Origin of the sequence: Serratia sp. PF-27 (genome assembly GCF_030053255.1) — a bacterium.
Lineage (GTDB): Bacteria > Pseudomonadota > Gammaproteobacteria > Enterobacterales > Enterobacteriaceae > Serratia > Serratia bockelmannii.
The window spans coordinates 1,124,654-1,151,546 of record NZ_JASGBT010000015.1; the positions used below are offsets into that span (position 1 = coordinate 1,124,654).

29 protein-coding genes are annotated in these 26,893 nt (G+C 63.5%); 20 read left to right on the forward strand and 9 right to left on the reverse strand.

Annotated features, from left to right (window positions below; genetic code table 11):
• Positions 1–3: 3 nt before the first annotated feature.
• Positions 4–2,070: a phenylacetic acid degradation bifunctional protein PaaZ gene (gene paaZ / locus QMZ29_RS10120; RefSeq protein ID WP_261427160.1), complete on the reverse strand. Its 2,067-nt coding sequence runs from the start codon at positions 2,068–2,070 to the stop codon at positions 4–6.
• A gap of 317 nt (positions 2,071–2,387) precedes the next feature.
• Between paaZ and paaA the strand changes: the two genes are divergently transcribed.
• The 13 genes from paaA (at position 2,388) to paaY (ending at position 13,682) form a co-directional block, all read left to right on the forward strand.
• A complete protein-coding gene (gene paaA / locus QMZ29_RS10125; protein WP_060433458.1) occupies positions 2,388–3,326 on the forward strand; it encodes a 1,2-phenylacetyl-CoA epoxidase subunit PaaA in 939 nt (312 codons plus the stop codon).
• Between the two features lie 21 nt (positions 3,327–3,347).
• Positions 3,348–3,635, forward strand: a complete 288-nt coding sequence (gene paaB, locus QMZ29_RS10130; protein WP_004935173.1) for a 1,2-phenylacetyl-CoA epoxidase subunit PaaB — start codon at positions 3,348–3,350, stop codon at positions 3,633–3,635.
• 8 nt (positions 3,636–3,643) lie between these two features.
• Positions 3,644–4,402, forward strand: a complete 759-nt coding sequence (gene paaC / locus QMZ29_RS10135) for a 1,2-phenylacetyl-CoA epoxidase subunit PaaC (protein WP_025303364.1) — start codon at positions 3,644–3,646, stop codon at positions 4,400–4,402.
• A 9-nt stretch (positions 4,403–4,411) separates the two neighbouring features.
• Positions 4,412–4,909 carry a 1,2-phenylacetyl-CoA epoxidase subunit PaaD gene (paaD, locus tag QMZ29_RS10140; RefSeq protein ID WP_025303365.1) on the forward strand — a complete coding sequence of 166 codons (498 nt, stop codon included), beginning with the start codon at positions 4,412–4,414 and terminating at the stop codon, positions 4,907–4,909.
• A gap of 13 nt (positions 4,910–4,922) precedes the next feature.
• Positions 4,923–5,981 carry a 1,2-phenylacetyl-CoA epoxidase subunit PaaE gene (paaE, locus tag QMZ29_RS10145; protein ID WP_060433462.1) on the forward strand — a complete coding sequence of 353 codons (1,059 nt, stop codon included), beginning with the start codon at positions 4,923–4,925 and terminating at the stop codon, positions 5,979–5,981.
• 8 nt (positions 5,982–5,989) lie between these two features.
• Positions 5,990–6,763 (forward strand): 2,3-dehydroadipyl-CoA hydratase PaaF, encoded by a 774-nt coding sequence (gene paaF / locus QMZ29_RS10150; RefSeq protein ID WP_060433464.1) that lies wholly within the window; start codon positions 5,990–5,992, stop codon positions 6,761–6,763.
• A gap of 3 nt (positions 6,764–6,766) precedes the next feature.
• Complete coding sequence (paaG, locus tag QMZ29_RS10155) at positions 6,767–7,558, forward strand: 2-(1,2-epoxy-1,2-dihydrophenyl)acetyl-CoA isomerase PaaG (protein WP_060433466.1); 792 nt, start codon at positions 6,767–6,769, stop codon at positions 7,556–7,558.
• 2 nt (positions 7,559–7,560) lie between these two features.
• On the forward strand, positions 7,561–9,093 hold the full coding sequence (locus QMZ29_RS10160; RefSeq protein ID WP_261427156.1) for a 3-hydroxyacyl-CoA dehydrogenase: 1,533 nt from the start codon (positions 7,561–7,563) through the stop codon (positions 9,091–9,093).
• Positions 9,090–9,530 (forward strand): hydroxyphenylacetyl-CoA thioesterase PaaI, encoded by a 441-nt coding sequence (gene paaI / locus QMZ29_RS10165; protein WP_016927190.1) that lies wholly within the window; start codon positions 9,090–9,092, stop codon positions 9,528–9,530. Before QMZ29_RS10160 ends, paaI begins: the two co-directional genes overlap by 4 nt.
• A complete protein-coding gene (gene pcaF, locus QMZ29_RS10170) occupies positions 9,527–10,732 on the forward strand; it encodes a 3-oxoadipyl-CoA thiolase (protein WP_261427154.1) in 1,206 nt (401 codons plus the stop codon). Before paaI ends, pcaF begins: the two co-directional genes overlap by 4 nt.
• A gap of 15 nt (positions 10,733–10,747) precedes the next feature.
• Positions 10,748–12,055: a phenylacetate--CoA ligase PaaK gene (paaK, locus tag QMZ29_RS10175; protein WP_016927188.1), complete on the forward strand. Its 1,308-nt coding sequence runs from the start codon at positions 10,748–10,750 to the stop codon at positions 12,053–12,055.
• A 79-nt stretch (positions 12,056–12,134) separates the two neighbouring features.
• Positions 12,135–13,073, forward strand: coding sequence for a phenylacetic acid degradation operon negative regulatory protein PaaX (gene paaX, locus QMZ29_RS10180; protein WP_025303371.1), 939 nt, complete (start codon positions 12,135–12,137; stop codon positions 13,071–13,073).
• Positions 13,074–13,085: 12 nt separating this feature from the next.
• A complete protein-coding gene (gene paaY / locus QMZ29_RS10185; protein ID WP_021505794.1) occupies positions 13,086–13,682 on the forward strand; it encodes a phenylacetic acid degradation protein PaaY in 597 nt (198 codons plus the stop codon).
• 37 nt (positions 13,683–13,719) lie between these two features.
• Here paaY and QMZ29_RS10190 read toward each other — a convergent pair whose 3' ends face one another.
• The 5 genes from QMZ29_RS10190 to QMZ29_RS10210 all read right to left on the reverse strand — a co-directional run bounded on the left by QMZ29_RS10190 (position 13,720) and on the right by QMZ29_RS10210 (position 18,613).
• Entirely contained in the window at positions 13,720–15,117 is a 1,398-nt protein-coding gene (locus QMZ29_RS10190) for an amino acid permease (RefSeq protein ID WP_025303372.1), read from the reverse strand.
• A 20-nt stretch (positions 15,118–15,137) separates the two neighbouring features.
• Positions 15,138–16,325: an amino acid aminotransferase gene (locus QMZ29_RS10195; RefSeq protein WP_261427151.1), complete on the reverse strand. Its 1,188-nt coding sequence runs from the start codon at positions 16,323–16,325 to the stop codon at positions 15,138–15,140.
• A gap of 58 nt (positions 16,326–16,383) precedes the next feature.
• Positions 16,384–16,755, reverse strand: a complete 372-nt coding sequence (locus QMZ29_RS10200; protein WP_049203975.1) for a RidA family protein — start codon at positions 16,753–16,755, stop codon at positions 16,384–16,386.
• Position 16,756: 1 nt separating this feature from the next.
• Complete coding sequence (locus QMZ29_RS10205) at positions 16,757–17,554, reverse strand: alpha/beta hydrolase (RefSeq protein WP_173889975.1); 798 nt, start codon at positions 17,552–17,554, stop codon at positions 16,757–16,759.
• A gap of 147 nt (positions 17,555–17,701) precedes the next feature.
• The gene (locus QMZ29_RS10210) at positions 17,702–18,613 is read right to left on the reverse strand and encodes a LysR family transcriptional regulator (RefSeq protein WP_167324418.1); all 912 of its coding nucleotides are present in this window, start codon (positions 18,611–18,613) and stop codon (positions 17,702–17,704) included.
• 97 nt (positions 18,614–18,710) lie between these two features.
• On the opposite strand from QMZ29_RS10210, the gene QMZ29_RS10215 reads away from it, so the two are divergent.
• Positions 18,711–19,328 (forward strand): glutathione S-transferase family protein, encoded by a 618-nt coding sequence (locus QMZ29_RS10215; RefSeq protein ID WP_167324419.1) that lies wholly within the window; start codon positions 18,711–18,713, stop codon positions 19,326–19,328.
• A gap of 4 nt (positions 19,329–19,332) precedes the next feature.
• A complete protein-coding gene (locus tag QMZ29_RS10220; protein ID WP_261427146.1) occupies positions 19,333–20,247 on the forward strand; it encodes a pyridoxamine 5'-phosphate oxidase family protein in 915 nt (304 codons plus the stop codon).
• Between the two features lie 37 nt (positions 20,248–20,284).
• Here the strand turns inward: QMZ29_RS10220 and QMZ29_RS10225 are convergent, their stop codons facing one another.
• Positions 20,285–20,500, reverse strand: a complete 216-nt coding sequence (locus tag QMZ29_RS10225; RefSeq protein ID WP_004935234.1) for a glycogen synthase — start codon at positions 20,498–20,500, stop codon at positions 20,285–20,287.
• A gap of 214 nt (positions 20,501–20,714) precedes the next feature.
• On the opposite strand from QMZ29_RS10225, the gene gabD reads away from it, so the two are divergent.
• From gabD to QMZ29_RS10240, 3 genes are all read left to right on the forward strand, one after another.
• On the forward strand, positions 20,715–22,190 hold the full coding sequence (gene gabD, locus QMZ29_RS10230) for an NADP-dependent succinate-semialdehyde dehydrogenase (protein WP_025303379.1): 1,476 nt from the start codon (positions 20,715–20,717) through the stop codon (positions 22,188–22,190).
• 99 nt (positions 22,191–22,289) lie between these two features.
• The gene (locus QMZ29_RS10235) at positions 22,290–22,703 is read left to right on the forward strand and encodes a GyrI-like domain-containing protein (RefSeq protein WP_025303380.1); all 414 of its coding nucleotides are present in this window, start codon (positions 22,290–22,292) and stop codon (positions 22,701–22,703) included.
• 22 nt (positions 22,704–22,725) lie between these two features.
• Entirely contained in the window at positions 22,726–23,094 is a 369-nt protein-coding gene (locus QMZ29_RS10240; RefSeq protein ID WP_164063126.1) for a glyoxalase superfamily protein, read from the forward strand.
• A 6-nt stretch (positions 23,095–23,100) separates the two neighbouring features.
• Here QMZ29_RS10240 and QMZ29_RS10245 read toward each other — a convergent pair whose 3' ends face one another.
• The gene (locus QMZ29_RS10245; RefSeq protein WP_033643630.1) at positions 23,101–23,496 is read right to left on the reverse strand and encodes a (R)-mandelonitrile lyase; all 396 of its coding nucleotides are present in this window, start codon (positions 23,494–23,496) and stop codon (positions 23,101–23,103) included.
• A gap of 173 nt (positions 23,497–23,669) precedes the next feature.
• Here QMZ29_RS10245 and QMZ29_RS10250 point away from each other — a divergent pair, with 173 nt between their 5' ends.
• Positions 23,670–24,563, forward strand: coding sequence for a LysR family transcriptional regulator (locus QMZ29_RS10250; protein ID WP_197769205.1), 894 nt, complete (start codon positions 23,670–23,672; stop codon positions 24,561–24,563).
• Here the strand turns inward: QMZ29_RS10250 and QMZ29_RS10255 are convergent.
• Positions 24,560–25,549: an aldo/keto reductase gene (locus QMZ29_RS10255; protein ID WP_169540988.1), complete on the reverse strand. Its 990-nt coding sequence runs from the start codon at positions 25,547–25,549 to the stop codon at positions 24,560–24,562. The genes QMZ29_RS10250 and QMZ29_RS10255 overlap by 4 nt on opposite strands.
• A gap of 305 nt (positions 25,550–25,854) precedes the next feature.
• Between QMZ29_RS10255 and QMZ29_RS10260 the strand changes: the two genes are divergently transcribed.
• Positions 25,855–26,893 (forward strand): TonB-dependent receptor family protein (locus QMZ29_RS10260; protein ID WP_502950683.1); only part of this gene is annotated, 1,039 nt, incomplete at its 3' end.

Sequence of the window (26,893 nt, forward strand, 5' to 3'; positions counted from 1 at the left end):
GTATTACGCCTCGAAGTCCCCCTGCTGGCGCGCCACCAGCGTCAGGATGCTGTACAGCGCCACCGGCTGCTGTTCCTGATTCAACACCTGCACATCCCACACCACCACGCCGTGCGGCCGATCCTCGGCGGTTTTTTGCGGCTTGCGGATTTTCTTCTTGCAGGTCAGCCGCACCTGAATGGTATCGCCGATCTTCACCGGTTCGATAAAGCGCAGATTCTCCATGCCGTAGTTGGCGATCACCGGCCCGACGGCGGCATCGACAAACAGCCCGGCCGCGGCGGACACCACAAAGTAACCGTGCGCCACTCGCTCGCCGAACAGGGAATCGGCGGCGCCGATCTTGTCCATGTGCGCGTAGAAATGATCGCCGCTCAGGCAGGCGAAGTTGACGATATCCGCTTCGGTCACGGTGCGGCGCGCGGTCAACAGGCTGTCGCCCAGCTGCAGCTGCTCGAAGTATTTACGGAACGGATGTACCGGATGCTCGGCGACCGGCGCGCCGCGCACCCATTCACCGCCGATGGCCGCCAGCATCGCCGGGCTGCCCTGGATCGCCGTGCGCTGCATATAGTGCTTCACCGCACGCAGTCCGCCCAGCTCTTCCCCGCCACCGGCGCGCCCCGGGCCGCCGTGTACCAGCATCGGCAGTGGCGAACCGTGGCCGGTGGACTCCGCCGCCGCCTGTTCATCCAAAATCAGCATTCGGCCGTGGGCGCAGGCCGCCGCGCGAATGAAGCGCTTGGCCAACGCCGGATCGGCGGTCACCAGCGATCCCGCCAGGCTGCCCTGCCCCAGCAACGCCAATGCGATCGCCTGCTCGGTATCCGCATACGGCATCAGCGTTGCCACCGGCCCAAAGGCCTCGGTGCCGTGCACCGCCTGATGGGTGAACGGATCGGCGCAATACAGCAGGGTCGGTGGATAAAACGCCCCACCGCGCGCGCCGTCGCCCAGGATCTCCAGCTTATCCAGCGCCGCGCCACAGAGCGGTTCGCAACCATTGCGCAGCAGGAACTCTACCTTGCTTTGCACATCCTCACGCTGCTCGTGGCTGACCAACGCCCCCATGCGCACCGGCTCCAGCTGCGGGTCGCCCACCGTCACCCCCGCCAGGCGCTGCAACAAGGCCTGACGCACCGCCGTCACCTGCGCCGCCGGCACGATGATGCGGCGGATCGCAGTACATTTCTGCCCCGCCTTGGCGGTCATTTCACGGCACACTTCTTTGATGAACAGCGCAAACTCCGGCATCTCCGGCGTCACGTCCTCCGCCAACACGCAGCAGTTGAGCGAATCCGCCTCCATGGTGAAGGCGATCGATTTTTCCAGCAGGCGCGGATGCGCACGCAGCCGCTGCCCGGTCTGCGCCGAGCCGGTGAAAGTCACCGCATCCTGATAATCCAGGTGCGCAAACATGTCGCCGACGCCGCCGCAAACCAACTGCAGCGCCCCTTCCGGCACCAGCCCACTGTCGACGATCAGCCTGACCATCGCCTGCGTCAGCTGCGCAGTAGCGGTGGCCGGCTTGATGATGGCCGGCATGCCCGCCAGCCAGGTCGGCGCCAGTTTTTCCAGCATGCCCCAGCACGGGAAGTTGAAGGCGTTGATGTGCAGCGCCACGCCAGGGCGCGAAGTGAGCACGTGGCGGGCGGCGAACTGCGCCTGTTTCGACAGCGGGATCAACTCGTCTTCCGGCCACAGCGTATCATCCGGCAGATCGCGGCCGGCCATGCCGGCATAGGCGAACAGCGTGGCGATGCCGCCTTCGATATCGACCCAGCCGTCGCTGCGCGTCGCACCGGTTTGATAGGAAATCTGATACAGCGCCTCTTTATGCGCCAGCAGGTGTTTCGCCACCGCTTTCAGCATCTGGGCGCGCTGCTGGAATGTCATGTTCGCCAGCGCCGGGCCGCCGTGGCTGCGGGCATAGTTCAGGCTCGCCGCTAACGGCAGGCCGTCGGAGCAGACCTGGTACAGCGCTTCGCCGGTCACGGCGTGACGGATCTCGCGGCCCTCTCCCTGCCCATACACCCAGGCGCCAGATAGATAACTGTGTAACTGCTGCATGTGCCCTCCAAAATTCATAAATTTTCACCCTACAGCTTAATTACGTATCACATAAATGCCAGTCAGCGCCAAATCAAATTTTAACAAAAACAGAACAAAACCCGTTTTCAAGCCGCTTACCCTGTCATTAATACGGAATTGATGGTTTTATTTATCAAATTAAATCAATAAAATAACAAAAAACCTTGTGAGTGAGCTCGCAAAACCACATGAATCTCGTTTGATCTTTTTGTTATCAGTTTGTAGCCTTATGGTTAGTTAAAGTGATTCACATTTTTATGTTTAATGTGAAAAATACGAATCACCAAGAGGCGAGCATGACAACTGACGCACAATATCAGCAGCATTTCGACGACAAGATCGCGGCGGATATCGCCATTGAGGCCAAAGACTGGATGCCGGACGCCTACCGTCAGAACCTGATTCGGCAGATCGGCCAACACGCCCACTCGGAAGTCATCGGCATGCTGCCGGAAGCCAACTGGCTGACGCGCGCCCCCACGCTGCGCCGCAAGGCGGTGCTGCTGGCCAAAGTGCAAGATGAGGCCGGCCACGGTCTGTACCTCTACAGCGCCGCCGAGACCCTCGGCTGTTCGCGCCAGGACATCTACCAAAAGATGCTCGACGGCAAGATGAAGTATTCCTCCATCTTCAATTACCCCACGCTCAACTGGGCGGATATCGGCGTGATCGGCTGGCTGGTCGACGGCGCCGCCATCGTCAACCAGGTAGCGCTGTGCCGCGCCTCCTACGGCCCCTATGCGCGGGCGATGGTGAAAATCTGCAAAGAAGAAAGCTTCCACCAGCGCCAGGGCTACGAGGCGGTGATGGCGATGGCCCACGGCAGCGATGCGCAGCGCGCGATGTTGCAAGACGCCATCGATCGCTTCTGGTGGCCGGTGCTGATGATGTTCGGCCCGAGCGACGCCGACTCCCCTCACAGCGCCCAGAGCATGGCGTGGAAAATCAAACGCCACAGCAACGATGAGCTGCGGCAGAAATTCGTCGACAACACCGTGCCGCAGCTTGAGGCGCTGGGCATGACGGCGCCAGACCCGAGTCTTACCTGGGACGAGGCCGCCGGCCACTATCGCTTCGGCGAGATCGACTGGAGCGAACTGCATGAAGTGATCAAAGGACGCGGCCAATGCAACCACGAACGTCTGCAGGCCAAACGCCGCGCCTGGGAAGACGGCGCCTGGGTGCGCGACGGCGCCATGGCCCACGCCGCGAAAAACGCCGCTTCCGCCGCATAGCCAACATAAGGAACCGAGATCATGAGCCACGTTGAATGGCCGCTGTATGAAGTGTTTATCCGCAGCAAACAAGGGTTGGCGCATCGCCACGTCGGCAGCCTGCACGCCGCCGACGACCAAATGGCGCTGGAAAACGCCCGCGACGCCTACACGCGCCGCAACGAAGGCTGTTCGATCTGGGTGGTGCAATCGCGCCATCTGATCGCCTCGCAGCCGGAAGATCGCGGCGCGTTCTTCGATCCGTCCGAAGACAAGATCTACCGTCATCCGACGTTTTACACCATCCCCGACGGCATCAAGAACATGTAGAGGCGACCATGACGGTTAACGATCCGCGCATCAGCTATTTGCTCCGCCAGGGCGACACGCCTCTGATCCTCGCCCAGCGTCTGTGCGCCTGGTGCGGCCACGCGCCCGAACTGGAAATCGATCTGGCGTTGGCCAACATCGGTCTCGATCTGCTCGGCCAGGCGCGCCACTTCCTGGGCTACGCCGCCGAACTGGCCGGCCCGCCCTGCAGCGAAGACAGCCTGGCCTTCGGCCGCGACGAACGCCAGTTTCATAACCTGTTGCTGGCGGAACAGCCGAACGGCGGTTTCAACGACACGCTGGTGCGTCAGTTCCTGCTCGATGCCTACCACGTACAGCTGCACCAGGCGCTGAGCCGCAGCCGCGATGCGCAGATCGCCGCCATCGCCGCCAAATCGTTGAAGGAGGCCGATTATCACCTGCGCTTCAGCCACGGCTGGATGATCCGCCTCGGTGACGGCAACGACATCAGCCACCGCAAGATCCAACAGTCGCTGGATAACCTGTGGCGCTTTACCGCCGAGCTGTTCCACGCCGACGCGTTGGAACTGGCGTTGGCGGAACAAGGCATCGCCGTCGATCCGCGCACGCTGCAGGCCCCCTGGCTAGCGCAGGTGGAAGAGACGCTGCGGCAGGCGACGCTGGCGCTGCCCGCCGAGCAGGCGTTCCGTCACGGCGGCAAGCAAGGTCAGCACAGCGAACACCTCGGCCCGTTGCTGGCGGAGATGCAGTTCCTGCAGCGCGCCTACCCAAACAGTCAGTGGTAGGAGGCCGCGATGAACGTCACTCGTTTGCAACCCGCCGAAATCCCGCAGATTTGGCACTGCCTGCAGCAGATCAGCGATCCCGAGCTGCCGGTGCTGTCGATCACCGATTTGGGCATGGTGCGCGACGTGGTACGCGACGGCAGCGGCTGGCGCGTGACCTTCACCCCAACCTATTCCGGCTGCCCGGCCACCGAATTTTTGCTCAACGCTATCGAGCAGCGGCTGGCGGCCGCCGGTTTCAGCCCGGTGCAGGTGGACATTCGCCTCAGCCCGGCCTGGACCACCGACTGGATGAACGCCGACGCCCGCGAGCGGCTGCGGCAATACGGCGTAGCGCCCCCGCAGGGCCACACCTGCGATCGGCCGCATGCCCACGGCCCGGTCGCCTGCCCGCGCTGCGGCAGCACCCACAGCGAGAAGATCAGCGAGTTCGGATCCACCGCCTGTAAAGCGCTGTACCGCTGCTGCGACTGCCGGGAACCGTTCGACTATTTCAAATGCATATAGGAGCGCTGACACCATGACGGTCTTTCATCGCCTGAGCGTCGCCGCCATCGAGCGCGAAACGCCTGACGCCGTAGCCATCACCCTGCGGGTGCCTGAAGAGCTGCAAAACCAATACCGCTATACCCCCGGCCAGCACCTGACGCTCAAGGCGCTAGTCAACGGCGAAGAACTGCGGCGTTGCTACTCCATCTGCAGTTCGCCGCAGGAAGGCCTGCTGCAGATCGGCGTAAAAGCGATTGATCAGGGCCGTTTCTCCGGCTTCGTCAACCGCATGCTGAAAGTCGGCGACGCACTGGAGGTGATGGTGCCGCAGGGGCGCTTCGGCTACCAGCCGCAGGCAGAGCGCCACGGCAACTACCTGGCGATCGCCGCCGGCTCCGGCATCACGCCAATGCTGTCGATCATCAAGGCGACGCTGCTGCTCGAACCGGGCAGCAGCTTCACCCTGATCTACGGCAACCGCAACAGCCGTTCGATGATGTTCAAAGAGGCGCTGTCGGATCTGAAAAACCGCTACCCGCAGCGTTTTCAGCAGCTGTACCTGTTCAGCCAGGAGAGCCTCGACAGCCCGCTGCTCAGCGGCCGCATCGACCGTGAACGCCTGACGGCGATCGGCGGCACGCTGCTGGATTTCCGCGACTATGACCACGCCTTTATCTGCGGGCCGGAATCGATGATGGACGACGCGCAAACCGTGCTGGAACAGGCCGGCGTCCCGGCCAACCACATCCACAGTGAACGCTTCAACACCAGCGGCCTGGTCGCCCGCCCGCGCCACAGCGGCGATCGCAACGCTACCCGGGTGGCGCTCCTGCTCGACGGGCGCCGGTTGGATATCGAGGTCGGCGAACAGGACGACAGCATTCTCGACGCCGCGCTGCGCCAGGGCGCCGACCTGCCCTACGCCTGCAAAGGCGGCGTCTGCGCCACCTGCAAATGCCGTCTGAAGGCCGGCCAGGTGGAGATGGGCGTCAACTACAGCCTGGAGCCGGATCAGCTGGCGGCGGGCTACGTATTGAGCTGCCAGTCGTGGCCGAAAGGCGACGGCGTGGTATTGGACTTCGACGTCTAGGAGCCGCGATGGACACCCCCTTTATTTTGCATCAGCAGCAGCACCGCGTGGTCACGCTGACGCTGCACCGCCCGGAGGCGCGTAATGCCCTGAGCACGCCGTGCCTGGAACAGCTGGTTGCCCGCCTGGAGCAGGCCGACGCCGACAGCGGCGTAGGCGCCGTAGTGATCGCCGGCGCGGCGCGCTTCTTCGCCGCCGGCGCCGATCTGCGTGAACTGCAACAGCAGGATCTGCCGGCCGCGCTGGCGGATCGCCGTCCGCAGCTGTGGCAGCGTCTGGCCCAGTTCAGCAAGCCGCTGCTGGCGGCGGTGAACGGTTATGCCCTGGGCGCCGGCTGCGAGCTGGCGCTGGCCTGCGACATCGTCATCGGCGGCGAAAGCGCCCGCTTCGGCCTGCCGGAGATCACCCTCGGCCTGATGCCGGGCGCCGGGGGCACCCAGCGCCTGATCCGCTGCGTCGGCAAGGCGCGCGCCAGCCAGATGGTGCTGACCGGCGAGCCCATCGACGCCCGCACCGCGCTGCAGGCCGGCCTTATCAGCGAAGTGTGCGTCGATGCCCTGACGCTGGAACGCACGCAGCAGATTGCCGATCGCATCAGCCGTCAGGCGCCGCTGGCGCTGCGCGCCGCCAAACAGGCGCTGAAACAGGCCGAGGAGATCGGCCTTAGCCAGGGGCTGGCGATGGAGCGTCAGCAATTTGTCACCCTGGCCGCCACCGACGATCGCCGCGAAGGCATCGCCGCCTTTTTCGAAAAACGTACGCCAAACTATCAGGGGCGCTGATTTATGGATAACGCATTGGTTCTCAGCCATCTCGACGCCGGCGTGTTGACGCTGACCCTCAACCGGCCGGATCGGCTCAACAGCTTTAACGACGAGATGCATCGCCAACTGAGCGAAGCATTGACGCAAGCCGAGCGCGACGACAGCGTGCGCAGCCTGCTGATCGCCGGCGCCGGGCGCGGTTTCTGCGCCGGGCAGGATCTCAACGATCGCAACGTCAGCGCCGACCAACAGGCGCCGGATCTCGGCCTGTCGGTCGAACGTTTCTACAATCCCCTGATCCGTCGCCTGACCGCCCTGCCGAAGCCGGTGGTGTGCGCGGTCAACGGCGTGGCGGCCGGTGCCGGCGCCGCGCTGGCTCTGGCGTGCGATATCGTCATCGCCGCCGACAACGCCAGCTTTATTCAGTCGTTCTGCCGTCTGGGGTTGGTGCCTGACTCCGGCGGCAGCTGGTTCCTGCCGCGGCTGGCCGGCCACGCCCGCGCGATGGGTATGGCCTTGCTGGGTGACAAAATCAGCGCCCAGCAGGCGCTGGAATGGGGCATGATCTGGCAGGTGGTGCCGGCGGACGAGCTGGTCGACCGCACGCAAACGCTGGCGCGCCATCTGGCCACCCAGCCGACCTACGGCCTGGGACTGATCAAGAAAGCCCTCTACAGCTCGGCCACCAACAGCCTCGATCAGCAGCTCGATCTGGAGCGCGATCTGCAGCGATTGGGCGGCCGCAGCGACGACTACCGCGAAGGCGTCAGCGCGTTCTTTGCCAAACGCACGCCAAACTTCAGCGGGAAATAGCCATGAACGCGCCCCTTCTTAACGGCCAGGTGGCGGTGATCGGCGCCGGCACCATGGGCATCGGCATCGCCCAGGTGGCCGCTGCCGCCGGCCATCCGGTGCGACTGTTCGACATCGCGCCCGCCGCCGCCCAGCGCGCGATCGACGATCTCGCTCGCCGCCTGCGCCAGCGGGTAGACGGCGGCAAGGCCGACGCCGCGACCACCGAAGCGCTGCTGGCGCGCCTCGAACGCGCCGACTCCCTCGAGCAGCTGGCCGACTGCGCGCTGGTGATTGAAGCGGTGGCGGAAAATCTGGCCATCAAACAGGGCCTGTTCCGCGATCTGGAGGCGCTCTGCTCGCCCACGACGCTGTTCGCCAGCAATACCTCTTCGCTGTCGATCACCGCCATCGCCGGGGCACTGCAACACCCGGAACGCATGGCCGGGCTGCACTTCTTCAACCCGGCGCCGCTGATGAAGCTGGTGGAGATCGTCAGCGGTCTGGAGACCGGCGCCGAGACCCTCGCCGCGCTGCAGGCCCTGGCGCAGCGCTGGGGTAAGCAGAGCGTCGTGTGCCGCTCGACGCCGGGATTTATCGTCAACCGCGTGGCGCGGCCGTTCTATGCCGAAACCCTGCGCGCGCTGGAGGAACGGGTAGCCGACGCCGCCACGCTGGACGCGGTATTGCGCGACGCCGGCGGTTTCGCCATGGGCCCGCTGCAGTTGACCGATCTGATCGGCCAGGACGTCAATTACGCCGTGACCGAATCGGTATATCAGGCCTTTTATCAGGATCCGCGTTTCACCCCCTCACTGGTGCAGCAGGAGCTGGTGGCCGCCGGGCGCCTCGGCCGCAAATCCGGCCGCGGCTTCTACCGCTACGACGCGCAACGGCCCGCCGCAGAGATGATCGCCTTTGCGCCGCCGGCGCAGGCCGCGCCGCCGCAACGCGTCACGCTGCACGGCGACTGGTCTTCGCTGGCCGATTTGGCGGAACTGTTGATCGAAAATGCGGGGGCGATCAAACAACCTGGCCAGACCAGCCCGTACCTCACGATCGACGACGTTACAATGATGTTAACCAATGGTAAAACCGCCGGCCAACTGGCCGACGAACGTGGAACGCCCGTGGTGCTGTTCGATCTCTGTGCCGACTATGCGCATGCCTCCGCCATCGCCATCAGCTGCGCTGCGCAAAACGGCGCGCAACACAATGCCAACGCGATTCGCCTGCTGCAGTCCCTCGGCAAGCAGGTCATTCAACTGCCGGATTATCCCGGCCTGCTGACGATGCGCACTCTGGCCATGCTGGCCAACGAAGCGCTCGACGTGGTGAACAAAGGCGTCGCCGGCGCCGAAGATACCGATCTGGCGATGCTGCGCGGCGTCAACTATCCGCGCGGCCCGCTGGCCTGGGGTGCCGCACTCGGCTGGCGCCACATTCTGACGACGCTGGAAAACCTGCAACGCTATTACGGTGAAGCGCGCTATCGCCCGATGTCGCTGCTGCGCCGCTACGCTTCCCCCGCCTCTTTCTCAGGAGCCGAACGATGAACGCCAATACGCCGCGCGCGCTGGCTCAGCGCTGTGCCGAACAGATGTTCCAGCAAGATACCTGCGCTCAGGCGATGGGGATGCATATCGACGCCGTCGATGCAGGGTACGCACAGGTCAGCATGACCGTCGGCCCGCAGATGCTCAATGGCCACCAGACCTGCCACGGCGGCCAGCTGTTCAGCCTGGCGGATACCGCCTTCGCCTACGCCTGCAACAGCCAGGGATTGGCGGCGGTGGCCTCCGGCTGCAGCATCGATTTCGTCCGCCCGGCACTGGCCGGCGATCGCCTCACCGCCAGCGCGGCGGTGCGCCACCAAGGCAAAGCCACCGGGCTGTACGACGTCGAAATCGTTAACCAACTGGGCAAAACCGTCGCCTGGTTCCGCGGCCGCGCGCACCGCCTCGGCCACAGTATTTTAGGAGATCAGGCATGAATCAGGCATTTATCTGCGACGGCGTGCGCACCCCGATCGGTCGCTATGGCGGCGCGCTGGCCCAGGTGCGCGCTGACGATCTCGCCGCCCTGCCGCTGCGCGTGCTGCTGGAACGCCATCCGCAGGTGGATTGGGCGCAGCTGGACGACGTGATCCTCGGCTGCGCCAACCAGGCCGGGGAAGACAACCGCAACCTGGCACGCATGGCGCTGCTGCTGGCCGGAGTGCCGATCGGCGTTTCCGGCACCACGGTGAACCGCCTGTGCGGTTCGGGCCTGGATGCGCTGGCGATGGCGGCGCGCAGCATCAAGGCCGGCGACGCCGGGCTGATGCTGGCGGGCGGCGCGGAATCGATGACCCGTGCGCCGCTGGTGATGGGCAAGGCCGACAGCGCCTTCAGCCGCCAGGCGCAGCTGTACGACACTACCCTCGGCTGGCGCTTCGTCAATCCGCGGATGCAGGCCGAGTTCGGCACCGATTCGATGCCGGAGACCGCCGAAAACGTCGCGGCGCAGTTCAACATCAGCCGCGCCGATCAGGACGCCTTTGCGCTGCGCAGCCAGCAGCGCGCCGCCCGGGCGCAGGCGCTGGGTCACCTGGCGCAGGAGATAGCGCCGGTCAGCCTCACCGGTAAAAAAGGCGCGGTCACCCTGTTCAGCCAGGATGAACACCCGCGCGCCGACACCACCTTCGAGCAGTTGCAGGCGCTGAAAACCCCGTTCCGTCAGCCCGGCAGCGTCACCGCCGGCAACGCCTCGGGCCTGAACGACGGCGCGGCGGCGCTGATCGTCGCCTCTGAAGCGATGGCGGCGCGCCAGGGGCTGACGCCGCGGGCGCGCATCGTCGCCACCGCCACCTGCGGCGTAGAGCCGCGGCTGATGGGCATCGGCCCGCTGCCGGCCACCCGCAAGGTGCTGGAGATCGCCGGGCTGAGCCTGGCGCAGATGGACGTCATCGAATTGAACGAAGCGTTCGCCGCCCAGGCGTTGGCGGTGATGCGCCAGCTTGGCCTGCCGGACGATGCCCCACAGGTTAACCCCAACGGCGGCGCGATCGCTCTGGGGCATCCGTTGGGCATGAGCGGCACGCGCCTGGCGCTAGCCGCCCTGTTTGAACTGGAACGGCGAGCCGGCCGCTACGCCCTGTGCACCATGTGCATCGGCGTAGGCCAAGGCATCGCCATGATCATTGAGCGTGTCTGACCCCTGAGGCTAACCATGACAATAAATCCACAGCCCCTCGAAACGATCGAATTCGCCTCGCGCGATGAGATTGAAGCGTTGCAGTTGGCGCGTCTGAAGTGGACGCTGCACCACGCCTACGACAATGTGCCGATGTACAAACGCAAATTCGACCAGGCCGGCGTACACCCCGACGATCTCAAACAGCTGAGCGATCTGGCGCGCTTCCCCTACACCACCAAGCAGGATCTGCGCGACAACTACCCGTTCGACACCTTCGCGGTGCCGATGGAACAGGTGGTGCGCATCCACGCCTCCTCGGGCACCACCGGCCGCCCGACGGTGGTCGGTTACACCCAGCGCGACATCGATAATTGGGCCGATATCGTCGCCCGCTGCCTGCGCGCCGGCGGCGCCACCGCCAAAGACAAGGTGCACGTCGCCTACGGCTACGGCCTGTTCACCGGCGGCCTCGGCGCGCACTACGGCGCAGAGCGGCTCGGCGCGACGGTGATCCCGATGTCCGGCGGCCAGACGGAGCGCCAGGCGCAGTTGATCCTCGACTTCAAGCCCGACATCATCATGGTGACGCCGTCCTATTGCCTGACGCTGATCGACGAACTGGAGCGCAAAATGGGCGGCGATGCGCGCGGCTGCTCGCTGCGGCTCGGCGTGTTCGGCGCCGAACCCTGGACCGAAGCCCTGCGCCACGAGATCGAAACCCGCATGGGCATCAAGGCGCTGGATATTTACGGCCTGTCGGAAGTGATGGGGCCGGGCGTAGCGATGGAGTGTCTGGAGAGCGGCGGTGGCCCGACCATTTGGGAAGACCACTTCCTGCCGGAGATCATTTGCCCGGAAACCGGCATTGCCCTGCCGGACGGCGAGCACGGCGAACTGGTGTTCACCACCCTGACCAAAGAGGCGCTGCCGGTGATCCGCTACCGCACCCGCGATCTTACTCGGCTGCTGCCGGGCGACGCGCGCCAGATGCGCCGCATGGGCAAGATCACCGGCCGCTCCGACGACATGCTGATCATTCGCGGTGTCAACGTCTTCCCGTCGCAGGTGGAAGAGCAGATCATGCAGTTCGAGCAGCTGTCGCCGCACTACCAGCTGCAGGTCAGCCGCAGCGGGCATCTGGACACGCTGGCGGTGCGCGTCGAGCTCAAGGAGTCGGCGCTCAGCCTCAGCCACCAGCAGCGTTGCGATATCTGCCACCAGCTGCGCCACCACATCAAATCGATCGTGGGCGTCAGCACCGACGTCAGCATCGCCAACTGCGGCGATATTCCGCGCTCGGAAGGCAAGGCGCAGCGCGTGGTCGATCTGCGGCCGCGCTGAGGCGCACGGCGTCACGGATGACGCCGCCCCAAATTAGGCGTAATGTTATGGCTCATCGAAGGCTAACCCATGGAAAAATATGGAACATAAACTGGATGAGTTCATTCGCCATGCCGTCGACGCGCAGCCGATCAGCGGCACCTCGCTGATCATTTCGCTGTACGGCGACGCGCTCAGCCACCGCGGCGGCGAAGTGTGGCTCGGCAGCCTGAGCGCGCTGCTGGAGGCCTTCGGTTTCGGCGATCGCTTCGTGCGCACCTCGGTGTTCCGCCTGCAGAAAGAGGGTTGGCTGGCGGTGGAGAAAATCGGCCGCCGCAGCTTCTACCGCGTGACCGAGCAGGGAATGCGCCAGTTCCGCCACGCCGAATCGAAAATCTATCTGCGCGAGCAGCCCGCCTGGGACGGCAAGTGGGAGCTGTTGCTGCTGGAATGCGCCGAAAAAAACGCGCGCGCGCGGCTGAAAAAAGAGCTGGGCTGGCTCGGGTTCGGGCAGATCGCCAACAATCTGATGGCCGCCCCCACCCATGCGCAAACCGACGTGACGGCGCTGCTCGGCGAATTGAACGCCAGTGAGCAGGTGATCTACTTTCGCGCCGATTACCCCTACAACCGCTCCGAGCAAACGCTGCAGAAACTGGTGGCCGACTGCTGGTCGCTCAGCGATGTGGCGGCCGGCTATCACGAGTTTATCGTCTCCTTCCGGCCGCTGATGGCGCTGCTGCGCGAAGTCGACCCGGCGGCGCTGACGCCGCTGCGCGGTTTCCAGATTAAGCTATTATTGATTCACTTCTTCCGTCGCGTGGTGTTGAAAGATCCGCTGCTGCCGGACGCGCTGCTGCCCGCCCAGTGGGAGGGCCAAATCGCCCGTAATCTGTGCATCAATCTCTATCAGCAGGTCGATCGCGCCGCGACGGAGTACGTCAGTGCGCTGGCGGAGACCACCATCGGCGCCCTGCCCGCGCCGGCCGCCGGCTACTATCGGCGCTTCGGCGGCCTGCCGCGCGACCCTACATATTAAGGAACTCACGCTATGCCTGTGTATCAGATTGACGGCCTGACGCCGGTCGTTGACCCAAGCAGTTACGTGCACCCGACGGCGGTGCTGATCGGCGACGTGATCGTCGGCAAACACGTGTATATCGGCCCGAACGCCAGCCTGCGCGGCGATTTTGGCCGCCTGGTAATCTGCGACGGCGCCAACATTCAGGACAACTGCGTGATGCACGGCTTCCCGCAGCAGGACACGGTGGTGGAAGAAGACGGCCATATCGGCCACGGCGCCATCCTGCACGGCTGCCGCATTCGCCGCAACGCGATGGTGGGCATGAACGCGGTGGTGATGGACGGTGCGGAGATCGGCGAGAACACCATCGTCGGCGCGATGGCGTTCGTCAAAGCCGCGGCGGTGATCGAAGCCAACAAGCTGGTGGTCGGCAGCCCGGCGCGCGTGCTGCGCGATCTGACCGAACAGGAGCTGGCCTGGAAGATCGCCGGCACCCGCGAGTATCAGGATCTGGTACAGCGCTGCAAATCCTCGCTGCACGAAGTGGCGCCGCTGACCGAAATCGAACCGGGCCGCCAACGCCTGAGCTTCGGCGACCACCTGATCCCGAAAAGCCAGCTTTAATCCCCGGGGCTGAGATGCGCCTCAGCCCCTCCCCTTATTACTCCACCTCCGGCGCCTTGAACGGCGACGGCGTAGCCGCGCGGCGGCTCTGAAAGTGATAAGCCACCACCAGCAGCAAGGTGAACGGAATGCCGAACCACAGCGTCATGCGGAAGAATTCGGTAAACGCCGTCGAGATCATCAGCGCCGCCATCAGCCCGGCGCCGAGCAAGGTGGTATAGGGAAAGCCCCACATGCGGAACTTCAGGTGGGTCTGCCGATGCCGGCGGCGGAAGAACAGGTGGGTGACGAAAATCATCAGCCAGGTAAAGCAGGCGCCATACACCGAGATAGACATCATGGCGGCGAACGAGGTTTCCGGCGCCACCAGGCTCAGCACGATGGACACCACGATACCGATGCACGACATCGCCAACGCATTGACCGGAATGCCGCGCCGGCTGACGCGCCCCAATGCCGCCGGCGCCTGCCCGGCACGCGACAGCGAGAACATCATGCGGGTGGTGATGTACAGCTGGCTGTTCATTGCCGACAGCGCTGCCACCAGCACGATAAAGTTGAAAATACCGGCGGCGGCGGGCAGATGGATCACGTTCATCGCCATCAGGAACGGGCTTTCGCCGGTGCCGGACTGGCGCCAGGGCACGATGGCCAGCATCAGGGCGATCGACAGCATGTAGAAGATGAACAGCCGCACGATGGTGCCCTTGAACGCCGCCTTCACCGCAATCACCGGATTTTTCGCCTCGCCGGCGGCCACCGCAATCATTTCAATGCTCAGGTAGCTGAAGATGGACACGATCACCGCGAACCACATGCCCTTGACGCCAAACGGCATGAAGCCGCCGGCGGTCAGGTTGCGCAGGCCGTAGGCCGGGTTGCCCGAGAATGCCAGAATGCCGATGCCGATCAGAATAAACGCCACGATCGCCGTCACTTTGACGGTGGACAGCGCGTATTCCACCTGGCCGAACGACTTCACCCCGATCACGTTGACGACGATCACCGCAGCCGAGAACAGCAGCACCCACGGCCAGGTCGGCGTCGCCGGGAACCAGAACTGCATGTACATGCCGATGGCGGTGACTTCGGTACCCACCGCCAGCACCACACAGGACCAGTAAGAATAACGCACCAGAAAACCGAACAGCGGGCCGAGATAGAATTCGGCGTAGTCGCCGAACGAGCCGGGCGTCGGGTGTTCGGAGGTCATCTCCGCCAGGCTGCCCATCAGCAGCAGCGCAATGACGCCGCCGATCAGGTAGCTCAACAATACCGACGGCCCCGCCATCTGAATGGCGTAGGCGCTGCCGAGAAACAGCCCGGTGCCGATGGCGCCGCCGATCGCCAGCATCGACATCTGCCCGGCGGTAAGATGCTTGTTCAACCCGCCCTGACGGCGGGCGATATGCTCAAAATCATTCATCTGTGGCATGGCTGGGTTCCCGAGCGGAGTTAGGCGGTACGGGTGACGTCGAGAATGGCGGCGGTCACATAGTCAATGTTGCCGGGATTGAGCCCCGGCAGGCACATGCGGCCGGGCGAGACCAGATAGATGGCATAGCGCTGCCGCAGGGTCTGCAGCTGCGCTTCGTTCAGGCCGGTATAGCTGAACATGCCGCGCTGATCGCGAATACGCCGGTGATCCAGCGAAGAGCCACCCTGCGCCAGCCCGGCGGCCAGCTGTTCACGCATTTGCTTGATGCGCGAGCGCATTTCTGCCAGCTCATTGCGCCAAAGCTCGCCAAGTTCGGCGTCGCCGAGCAGGGTTTCCACGATCTGGCTGCCGTGCGTCGGCGGGCAGGAGTAGCTGCGGCGGATCAGCGTTTTTAACGCGCCTTTGACGTTGGCGGCATTTTCCGCGTCGGCGCAGCGCACCGACAGCGCGCCCAGACGCTGGCCGTACAGCGCGACGTTTTTGGAAAACGAATTGCAGACCAAAAACGGCAGATCGGTTTTCAGCGCTTCGCGCAACGCAAAGCAGTCCTCCTCCAGCCCGTCGCCGAAGCCCTGATAGGCGATATCGAACAGCGGCAGCAGGCTGCGTCGCTGCAGCACGGCGAGCGTGGCGCGCCACTGCTCCGCCGTCAGATCGGTGCCGGTCGGGTTATGGCAACAAGGATGCAACAGGACCACGCTGCCCGGCGGCAGGCTGTCCAACGCGTCGAGCATGGCGGCGAAACGCAGGCCGCCCGCCGCTTCATCAAAGTAGGGATAGGTATTCACCCGCAGCCCGGCGCCTTCGAAAATCGCCCAGTGATTGGCCCAGGTGGGATCGGACACCCAAATTTCACCGCGCGCCAGAAAGTGGCGCAAAAAATCCGCCGCCAGCTTCAGCGCGCCGGAGCCGCCGACGGTCTGCACCGTGGCGATCTCGGCCGCCTGTTGCTCGCCGAACAGCAGCGTCTGCACCTGGCGAGCGAACTGCGGCGAACCTTCGATCGGCGGATAACCGTGCGGGCGACGCAGCGCCAGCAACCGCTGCTCGGCGGCCTCGACCGCCTGCATCAGCGGAATATTTCCCTGCCGGTCGTAATACAGACCGATACCTAAATTCACTTTCTGCGGATTGGGGTCCTGCAAATAGGCTTCCATCAGCGACATAATAGGATCGGCCGCGGAAGGTGCAATCTGTTTAAACATGACGCATCCTTAACTCGTTATTGAATTAATATAAAGACGAACTTAAGAAGAAATTAAATCAGGCGATGGCGCTGACGGTAATTTCTATTTTCATTCCCGGCACCACCAATTTTTCGACAATGACCGTGGAGCGGTTGGGATAAGGATAATTAAAGTATTTCCGGTAAATCTCATCGAGACATTTAACGTCGTTGACGTCGGTAAGATACACGATCACCTGCAGCACCTTATCGCTGTGGCTGCCCGCCGCCTTCAACGTCTGCGCCAGGTTATCGAAGGTTAACGCAATCTGTCGCTCCGGCGCGCCGGTCTCGATGCTGCCGTCCGCCCGCACCGGGCCGTGGGCGGTAAACAGCATACCGCCGCCCCGGGTGGCCCAGGAAAAAGGCTGGCCGATCTCCGGCAGCCCGGTCTCTACGATCTCGCGCATGTCAGTGGTTTCCGTGGTGGTCAAGTTGGCGAAGCAGCGCGCCGTCGGCGGCGAACAACGCATCCAGAATGGTGAAATGATTGGCGCCGGGCACCGCGACCAGTTCTGCAGACAACCCGCGTTGGCGGAGCGCCGCGTGATAGTGTTGCGACTGGCCGATCAGCTCCGGCAGCTCCAATGCGCCGTAATACAGCGTGAGCGGCTTGCCGCGCACCGGGAGCCGGCGCGCCGGGCTGAGCGTTTCAATCTGCCGCGCGGTCAGCTGCAGCGCCCGATTGACATAGCTTTCTTGCAGCGGCGCCAGTTCGAACAGGCCGCTGATGGGAAAGACCGCATCCACCAGCGCATGCTGCTGCCAAAACGCCGCCAGATGGCCGCCGGCGGAATGGCCACACAGATGCACCGGATAGGCATAGTGCAGCGGCAGACGGCGCTGAATGGCATCAAGCGCCACCCCCACCTGGCGGCAAATAGCGTCAAGATTAACCGCCGGTGCCAGCGCATATTCCACCAGCACCACGTCAAAACCCAACGCCAACGGCCCGGCGGCGATAAAGGCGAAATCCGCCTTATCGCAAAATTGCCAATAGCCGCCGTGAATAAAAATTAACGTCCCCTGGTGCTGCTTTGCAGAATAGAGCCAATCCAATGTTTCGCGTTCACTTTCGCCATACGCAATATTCTTTTCATGTTTTGCCTGATGATAAATAGCCGCACTGCGGGTTTGGAATGAAGCCAAAATAGCATCTTCATTATCCACCGCAGCGCCATTATCATAACTCCCCGCAAGTTGTTTCATATATTAAACTTCGTTTATTATTTAAGATATGAATTAACTATTAGCACCGGCAACATTATTGTCAAGACGGGCGCATCAGCAATGCGCGCCCGGTAAAATAAAATAACGCCGGCGGCGAAAAAGTTTAGCCCATGAAACTTTTTGCGCTTATTTCCCCCGCTCGTTCGGCTGAATTTGCGGCAATGCGCTGAGCCGTTCAAACGCATAATCCCAGAAGGCGCGCACCTTCAGCGGCATGCGCTGCGCCTGCTGCGCCACCAGCTGTACCGGCATCGGCAACGGCTCATGATCCGCCAGCAGCCGCACCAGCGTACCGGCGGCCAAATCGTCCGCCACCTGATACGAGAGCAGGCGGGCGATGCCTTTGCCGGCGCGCACCGCCAGCAGTTGCGCTTCCACGTCGTTGAGCAACAGCCGGGGGGCCAATCGCACCCGCTCGCCGTTTTCCTGCGGGCCGAAGCGCCATTCGCGCAGCGACGGCCGCTGGGTGCCAACGATGGTGGCATGCTCCGCCAGCTGCGCCGGTGAGCGCGGTTCCCCCCAACGCGCCAGATAATCCGGGCTGGCGACCGTCACCCGGCTGACCTGCCCCAACCGCCGCGCCACGCGCGAAGAGTCCTGCAGATGACCGATGCGCACCGCGATATCCAATCCTTCGTCAATCAGATCGAGATTGCGATCGTTCAACACCATTTCGATCTGCATCTGCGGGTAGTCATCGAGAAACGCCATCACCACCGGCGCCACGTAGCGGCGACCGAACTGCACCGGCGAAGTGACGCGCAGCAAGCCGCTCAGCTGCGCTTCGGCGGTATCCTGCACCACCGCCTGATAATCCTGCAACAGCTGTTGCGCGCGCTCCAGCAGCCGCACGCCCGCCTCGGTAGGCGCCAGCCGCCGGGTGGTACGTTCCACCAGCCGGGTGCCGAAACGCTGTTCCAGCGCGGCGATCGCCCGGGTGATCGCCGGCGCCGAACGCCGCAGTTTGCGCCCGGCGGCAGCCAGGCTGCCCTGCTGCACCACCGCCACGAAGATGGCCAACTCGTCTAACCGATCCATAGACTCTTCCGATAAGTGAAATTATCAATTTCCACATTGCCGGATTCCGCTCATTCACCGCAAGAGTATCCTGAAAAAAACACTGAGGAGAAACGCCATGTCCACCATCACCCTCTACGGCACCCCGCTTTCCGGCCACGTTCACCGCGTGGCCTTGCTACTGCGCATGCTGGCGCTGCCCTATGAATGGGTAGAGGCCTCGGCAGACGTGCGGCAGAGCGCGGCCTTTCGCCGGCTCAACCCGTTCGGCCAGATCCCGGTCTTGCAGGATGGCGATCTGACGCTGGCCGACAGCAACGCCATTCTGGTCTATCTGGTGAAACGCTACGCGCCGGACAGCCACTGGCTGCCGGAACAGCCGGTGGCGGCGGCGTGGGTGCAGGCCTGGCTTTCCAAAGCCGCCGGCGAAGTCCGCTACGGCCCGGCCTCCTGCCGATTGATCGCCCAATTCGCGGTGCCGGAGGATTACCAGGCGGCGCGGGCAATCAGCGATCGTTTTCTGCCGCAGATGGAGCAGCACCTGAGCGAGCGCGGCTACCTGGCCGGCGAACAGGCGACCATCGCCGATCTGGCCTGCTACAGCTATGTGGCGGTCGCAGGCGAAGGCGGCATTTCGCTGGCGCCTTACCCCGCGATACGGCGCTGGGTGGCGCGCATCGCGGCGCTTCCCGGCTTCTTCGCCATGCCGGCCCTGCCGGAACCGGCGGCGAGCTGACGCCATGATCCCGCAACGGTTCCACCCCGATGAGCTGCGCGCGCAGACGCTGGCCGGATTCGATCGCGTGGGCGGCGGCATCTACCCCGCGATGCCGGATCAGCACCGCGCATTTTTCGCCGCGCTGCCCTACCTGTTCGTCGCTACGCTGGACGACCAGGGCTGGCCCATCGCCACCCTGTTCAGCGGCCCGCCCGGATTTTTACGCACGCCGGACGACACGCACCTGCGCATCAGCGCGCCGCGCCGCAGCGACGATCCCGCCCAGGCGCTGTTGCTGCCCGGCAAACCGGTCGGCGCGCTCGGGCTCGACTTCAGCAACCGGCGGCGTAACCGCGCCAACGGCACCGTCGGCCGCACCGATAAAAACCGGGTGGAGATCGTCGTTCAGCAAAGCTTCGGCAACTGCCCGCAGTACATTCAGCGCCGCGAACTCTACCCGGTGGAGAGCCGGCCACAGCCGGTTGTGCATTTAACGTCGCTCGATGCGGCGGCGCAGGCGCTGATCCGCACCGCGGACACCAGCTTCGTCGCCAGCGGCGCGCACCTGGCACTGGCGCAGGGCGGCGTCGATATTTCCCATCGCGGCGGGCGCCCCGGCTTTATCCATCTGGAAGGCGACACGCTGTGGATGCCGGACTTTCGCGGCAACCGCTATATGAATACGTTGGGCAACCTGCTGGCCGAACCGCGGGCGGCGCTGCTGTTCATCGATTTCGAGCGCGGTGACGTACTGCATCTGCTAGGAAAAACGCAGATCCTCTGGCAGGCGGAAGGGAATCCCGGCGTTGAAGGGGCGGAACGTTATTGGCGGTTTGACGTTCACCGCGCCTGGCGTTTTGCGGCAGCGCTGCCGTGGCGGGGACGAAATCTGGAGTATTCGCCGGCAACGCTGGCGACCGGGGTGTGGCACCGCTGAAATGAAAAGCCCCGCTGCGGCGGGGCTGGATCGGAAATTACAGGCTGTGTTCGGCCGCCGATGCGGCCTGATAAAGCTGACGAAAATAATTCAACCGCGCAAAGAACAGGCGGCTTTGCTGCTCCGACATATTGCCGGCCACCTGCCCGGCGTCAATCTGCCGCCCTTGCCATTCCATCAGAGCGATGCTCGACGCCAAAAAATCCATTTCGCTGCCGTAGGCCGCGAGATGTCTGTCCACTGATTTCATCATTCGCACACTCCTTTTAATTACATCGAAAAGGGTCATATGCCTGCTCTTTCAGTATCGGCCCGACGGAGGATATTTTTTGTACAGAAGGTGCGCATAAAGAAAACGACCATCTTGTTGCCGCGCGGGCAAACGGCGGCGGCAAAATTTGCTAGGGTAAAGGGTAGCCGTATGGGATAGACCACTCTGTTGAACTCAGGAAAGAAGGAAGAGACTCATGAGCACCAGCATCTGCGCTACCCTCAAGGATCCCACGCTGTTCCGCGAGGCCAACTACATCGACGGGCAATGGTTGCCGGCCCAGGAAGGCCGTTCGATCGCCATTCATAACCCCGCCAACGGAGAACGGGTCGGCCACGTACCGGCCTTCGGCGCCGAAGAAACCGCTCGCGCCATCGCCGCCGCCAGAAAAGCGCTGCCCGCCTGGCGCGCGCTGACCGCCAAAGAGCGCGCCGGCAAGCTGCGGCGGCTGTTTGAATTGATGATGGAAAATCAGGAAGATCTGGCGCGCATCATGACGGCGGAACAGGGCAAACCGCTGGCCGAAAGCCGCGGTGAAATCGCCTATGCCGCCTCCTTTATCGAATGGTTCGCCGAAGAAGGCAAACGGGTATATGGCGACACCATTCCGCAGCCGCAGGCCGGTCGCCGCATCATCGTGCAAAAAGAGCCGATCGGCGTGTTCGCGGCCATCACCCCGTGGAACTTCCCGGCGGCGATGATCACCCGCAAAGCCGGCCCCGGCTGGGCCGCCGGCTGCACCGGGGTGATCCGCCCCGCCAGCCAGACCCCGTTCTCGGCGCTGGCGATCGCCGTGCTGGCGGAGCGCGCCGGGCTGCCAGCCGGGGTATGCAACGTGATAACAGGCCCCAGCAAAGGCATCGGCGGCGAACTCACCGCCAACCCGGACGTGCGCAAACTCTCCTTCACCGGCAGCACCGAGGTCGGCGCGCAGCTGCTGGCCCAGTGTGCGCCCACCATCAAGAAAACCAGTATGGAGCTGGGCGGCAACGCGCCGTTTATCGTGTTTGATGACGCCGATCTGGACGCCGCCGTGGCCGGCGCGGTCGCCTCAAAATACCGCAACGCCGGCCAGACCTGCGTCTGTACCAACCGTTTTCTGGTGCAGGACGGCGTATATGATGCGTTCGCCGCCAAGCTGAAAGCCGCCGTCGCCAAGCTGAAAGTCGGCAACGGCCTGGATGATGGCGTCACCATCGGCCCGTTGATTAACTCGGACGCGGTGGAGAAAGTGCGCGAGCATATCGCCGACGCCGTCGAGCACGGCGCCTCGGTGCTGTTGGGCGGCAAGCCTGACGCGCTGGGCGGCAATTTCTTCACCCCGACTATCCTGACCGACGTGCCGCGCACGGCGAAAATCTTCCGTGAGGAGACGTTCGGCCCGGTGGCGCCCTTGATCCGCTTCAGCCAGGAAGCCGACGCCGTCGAACTGGCCAACGACACGCCGTTCGGCCTGGCCGCTTACTTCTACAGCCGCGACATCGGCCGGGTGATGCGCGTGGCCGAAGCGCTGGAGTACGGCATTGTCGGCATCAACGAAGGGCTGATCTCCACCGAGGTGGCGCCGTTCGGCGGCATGAAGCACTCCGGTTTGGGCCGCGAAGGCTCAAAATACGGCATCGAGGACTATCTCGAAATCAAATACCTGTGCCTCGGCGGTTTGGGCGCCTGATGTGAGGGCCCCCCGCGCCTGCGGGGGCCCTGTCTGGCGGTTTTGGGGAGCCTTTGCTACCTTTAGGCATCTTTTCAGCGGTTAAAAGGAATTGCCTCTATGCAGCCCCTCTCGGTACATCTGCCCGATTTTTACGTCGCCGGCCAGACAATCAGAACCACCAATCAGGACGAAACCCAGCCCGAGACGGCTAAAATCCCCGCGCTGTGGTCAGACTTTTTCGCCACCTCGCCCGCCATGCCGGTTTACGGGGTCTACTCCAACTACGCCTCCGACGCCAGCGGGCCGTTTGATGTCACCGCCGGCAGTGAGGCACAGAGCGGTTTGCACATCCAACCTGGCCGCTATCTGGTGTTCCAGGCCCGAGGCGCCATGCCGGCGGCGGTCATCGAAGGCTGGCAAGCCATCTGGGCCTACTTCGAGCAACACCCGGAAATCGAACGTCGCTTCCTGACCGACTTCGAAGCCTATACCGGCCCCGACGCGGTCGATATCCATATCGGCTGCCGCTAACGCGACAGTGAGGTCAACAATGATGACGCTCTCCCCCGCCATTCCGATCCTGCGTATCTTTTCCGTCGACAAGGCCAAAGAGTTTTATCTGGATTTTCTCGGTTTCACGCTGGCGTGGGAGCACCGCTTCAGCGAAGACCTACCGCTGTACATGCAGGTGACCCGCACCGGGCTGACGCTGCACCTGAGCGAACACTACGGCGACAGCACGCCCGGCGCCGCCATTTTCATCCCGGTGCACGATATCGACGCGCTGCACCGGGAGCTCACGGCCAAAAACTATCGCTATGCCCGGCCGGGCCTGGAGATTGTCGATTGGGGCAAAGAGCTGAACCTCACCGATCCGTTCGGCAACCGCCTGCGGTTTTGCGAACAGAGCCCCCCGGCCTGATCGGCGTTATGGCCGGTAGTCCGCCTCGCTGACCGGCTCCAGCCAGGTCACCGGGCTGCCGTCCACCGCTTCGGCGATGGCGATATGGGTCATGGCAGTGTCCGGTGTCGCACCGTGCCAGTGTTTGACGTCAGCCGGTATCCAAACGATATCGCCGGGATGCATCTCCTGCGTCTTCTCGCCCCACATCTGGATCCACCCGCGCCCCTGAGTGACGATCAGCGTCTGGCCGAGCGGATGCGTATGCCATGCCGTGCGGGCGCCGGGTTCGAAGGTGACGGTCGCGCCGCCCACCCTGGCCGGCGCGTCACCGGCGAACGGCGCGTCGATGCGTACCTGCCCGGTAAAGTAATCCGCCGAACCGCGCTGTGATGGGATAGAACCGCTGCGTTGTATTTTCATCTGCCGTGTCCTCCGCGCCGGCTCTCACAGCCGGCGCTGATAATCATGAGTGAGTGATGCCAAGATAGCGCCATGCTTTTCCGGCGACTAGCGGGTAAAATGCGCAAGGAGCTATGAGCTCAATTCATAAATCTACGCGCGACAGCGCCCCAACCTTGCTCTCCGGTGCCGGTATGTTGAAAGAAAACTTTAACGATCTGATCGCTTTCCTGATGGTCGCCAGGGAACGCAGCTTCACCAAAGCGGCGGCGCAGCTTGGCATTTCCCAATCGGCACTCAGCCACGCTATTCGCGGCCTGGAAGAACGCCTGGCGCTGCGTTTGCTCACGCGCACCACTCGCAGCGTCGCCCCCACCGAGGCCGGTGAGCGGCTGCTCAACAGCATTGGCCCGCGCTTGGCGGAGATTGAAAGCGAGCTGAACGCGCTGGGTGAAATGCGCGATCGGCCCGCCGGCAACATCCGCATCACCGCCGGCGAACACGCGGTGGATGCGGTACTGTGGCCGGTGCTGCGCACTTTTCTTGTCGATTACCCGGATATCAACGTGGAAATCACCGTCGACAACAGCCTGACCGACATCGTCGCCGGGCGATTCGACGCCGGAATCCGCCTGGGGGAACAGGTGGCGAAGGACATGGTCGCGGTGCGCATCGGGCCGGACATGCGCATGGTGCCCGTCGCCTCCCCTGACTATTTCGCCCGTTACGGCCTCCCCGCTACGCCGCAAGCGCTGCAAAACCATCGCTGCATCAACATGCGCCTGCCCACCCTCGGCGGGCTGTACGCCTGGGAATTTGCCCGCGATGGCCGGGAGATTAAAGTGCGGGTGGAGGGGCAGCTGACCTTCAACAGCCTGCGCCAGCGAATCGACGCCGCGCAGCTCGGCCTCGGCATCGCCTTTGTGCCGGAAGATACCGTCGCCGAGCCGCTGGCCGACGGTCGGTTGCTGATGGCGCTGGACGACTGGTGCCCGCCGTTTCCCGGTTATTACCTCTATTATCCAAGCCGCAGGCAACACACTACCGCCTTTGCGCTGCTGATTGAGGCGCTGCGACGCGGGGCTTAACGCCCGACGTTCTTCTGCAGATGCGCCGGGTAACGATCGCCGATCACGTCGATAGCGGAGAGCGCACGCTCGATCGCGCCCAGTTCGTCCGCCGCCAACACCACCGACGCCGCCGCAAAGTTTTCTTCCAGCCGGTGACGCTTGGTGGTTCCCGGGATCGGCACGATCCACGGCTGCTGGGCCAGCAGCCAGGCCAGGGCGATCTGCGCCGGCGTCACGCCTTTGCGCTGCGCTATCTGCCCCAGCACGCTCACCAGCGCCTGATTGGCCCGGCGCGCTTCGGCGCTGAAGCGCGGCACCAGGTTGCGAAAATCGCCGCTGTCAAAGGTGGTGTCCTCGGTAATGGCACCGGTGAGAAAGCCCTTGCCGAGCGGGCTGAACGGCACCAGACCGATGCCCAGCTCTGCCAGCGTCGGCAAGATTTCACGCTCCGGCTCGCGCCACCACAGCGAATATTCGCTTTGCAGCGCCGTGACCGGCTGCACCGCGTGAGCTCGCCGAATGGTTTGCGCACCGGCTTCCGACAGGCCGAAATACTTCACTTTCCCTTCGCGAATCAGTTGTTGCACCGTACCGGCCACCTCTTCGATAGGCACCTCAGGATCGACACGGTGCTGATACAGCAAATCGATCGTCTCTATCCGCAGGCGCTTCAACGAGCCTTCCACCGCCTGGCGAATATGCTCCGGACGGCTGTTCAACACCTGCTGCCCCGCCGGCTGCGGCAGATCGAAACCGAACTTGGTGGCGATGACGACCCGATCGCGCACCGGCGCCAGCGCTTCGCCCAACAATTCCTCGTTCGTGAACGGACCATAAATCTCGGCGGTATCGAAGAACGTCACGCCCTCATCAACCGCGGCACGGATCAGATCGACCGCCTGCCGTTTGTCGGTGGCCGGGCCGTAGCCAAAGCTCAGTCCCATACAGCCCAACCCCAACGCCGAGACTTCCAGCCCTTCGCGCCCCAATTTGCGTGTTTGCATCTTCACTCTCCCACTGATTGATACCGGCCCCGCGTGACGCGGAGCCGTTCCGGTGTGGTGACTGTAAAACGCGACTGCCGCCATGACTATGGGGCGAAATACGCTTGAGCTTATGAGCCAGGCTCATGAATCCGTTAACCGTCGCTGGGACCGGAGTTTTTGCGGGAACGTTCCTGCCCGAGATACTCTATACTGATATCAGGATGCCTTACCCTTTTCGTTTAGCGTCATGTAGATGGAGCGACAGATGGCTAACTCTGAATCGACTTGCAATTCCCTTTCAATACCAGTGGCAGATTTATTCCATGACCAATAAGAAAAGCGCCGTGCTTACCCCGGCTGCAATGCTATTGCTACATCCCATGTTTGCCAGTCAGGCGCTGGCGGCAGAAAATAATGAAGAGAAAAGCGACACCCTGGTGGTGATGGCGCAACCCACCGGATTGACAGAGCTGGGATCGCCGGTGTCCGTCAGCGTGATCGACGGCCAGGACCTGCGCAACGCCGCACCGCAGATTAACCTGTCGGAAAACCTCGGCAGCGTGCCGGGCCTGCAGCTCCAAAACCGGCAAAACTATGCGCAGGATCTGCAGCTGTCGATACGCGGATTCGGTAGCCGATCGATGTTCGGCGTGCGCGGGGTGCGCATGTACGTCGACGGCATTCCCGCCACCATGCCCGACGGCCAGGGACAAACCTCCAACATCGACATCAACTCCGTCGAGCGCATCGAGGTGCTGCGCGGCCCCTATTCCGCGCTGTACGGCAACGCTTCGGGCGGGGTGATCAACGTTGACACCCAGACCGGCACCCAGCCGCCAACGCTGGAGGCCGGCGGCTATTTCGGCAGCGACAATACCTGGCGCTATGGGGTGAAAGCGACCGGCGCCACCGGCGACGGTACCCAGGCCGGCGACGTCAACTACGCCATCTCGGGCACCCGCTTCACCACTCAGGGCTACCGCGATCACAGCGCCGCGCGGAAAAACCTCGGCAACGGCAAGCTCGGTGTGCGGCTGGACGACGTCAGCACCCTGACGCTGATGTTCAACAGCGTCTCAATCGATGCCGGCGATCCGGGCGGCCTGACCGAGGCAGAGTGGAAGGAAAACCCGCGCCAGGCGCCGCGCGCGGATCAATTTAACACCCGCAAGTCGCTCGATCAGACCCAGGCCGGCCTGCGCTATCAGCGCCAGATGAGCGAGCGCGACGAACTGACGCTGACTGCCTACCACGGCGAGCGCCACACCACGCAGTACCAGTCCATCCCGATGGGGCCACAGCTCAACCCCACCCACGCCGGCGGGGTGATCGTGCTGGAAAGAAAATATCAGGGCATTGACA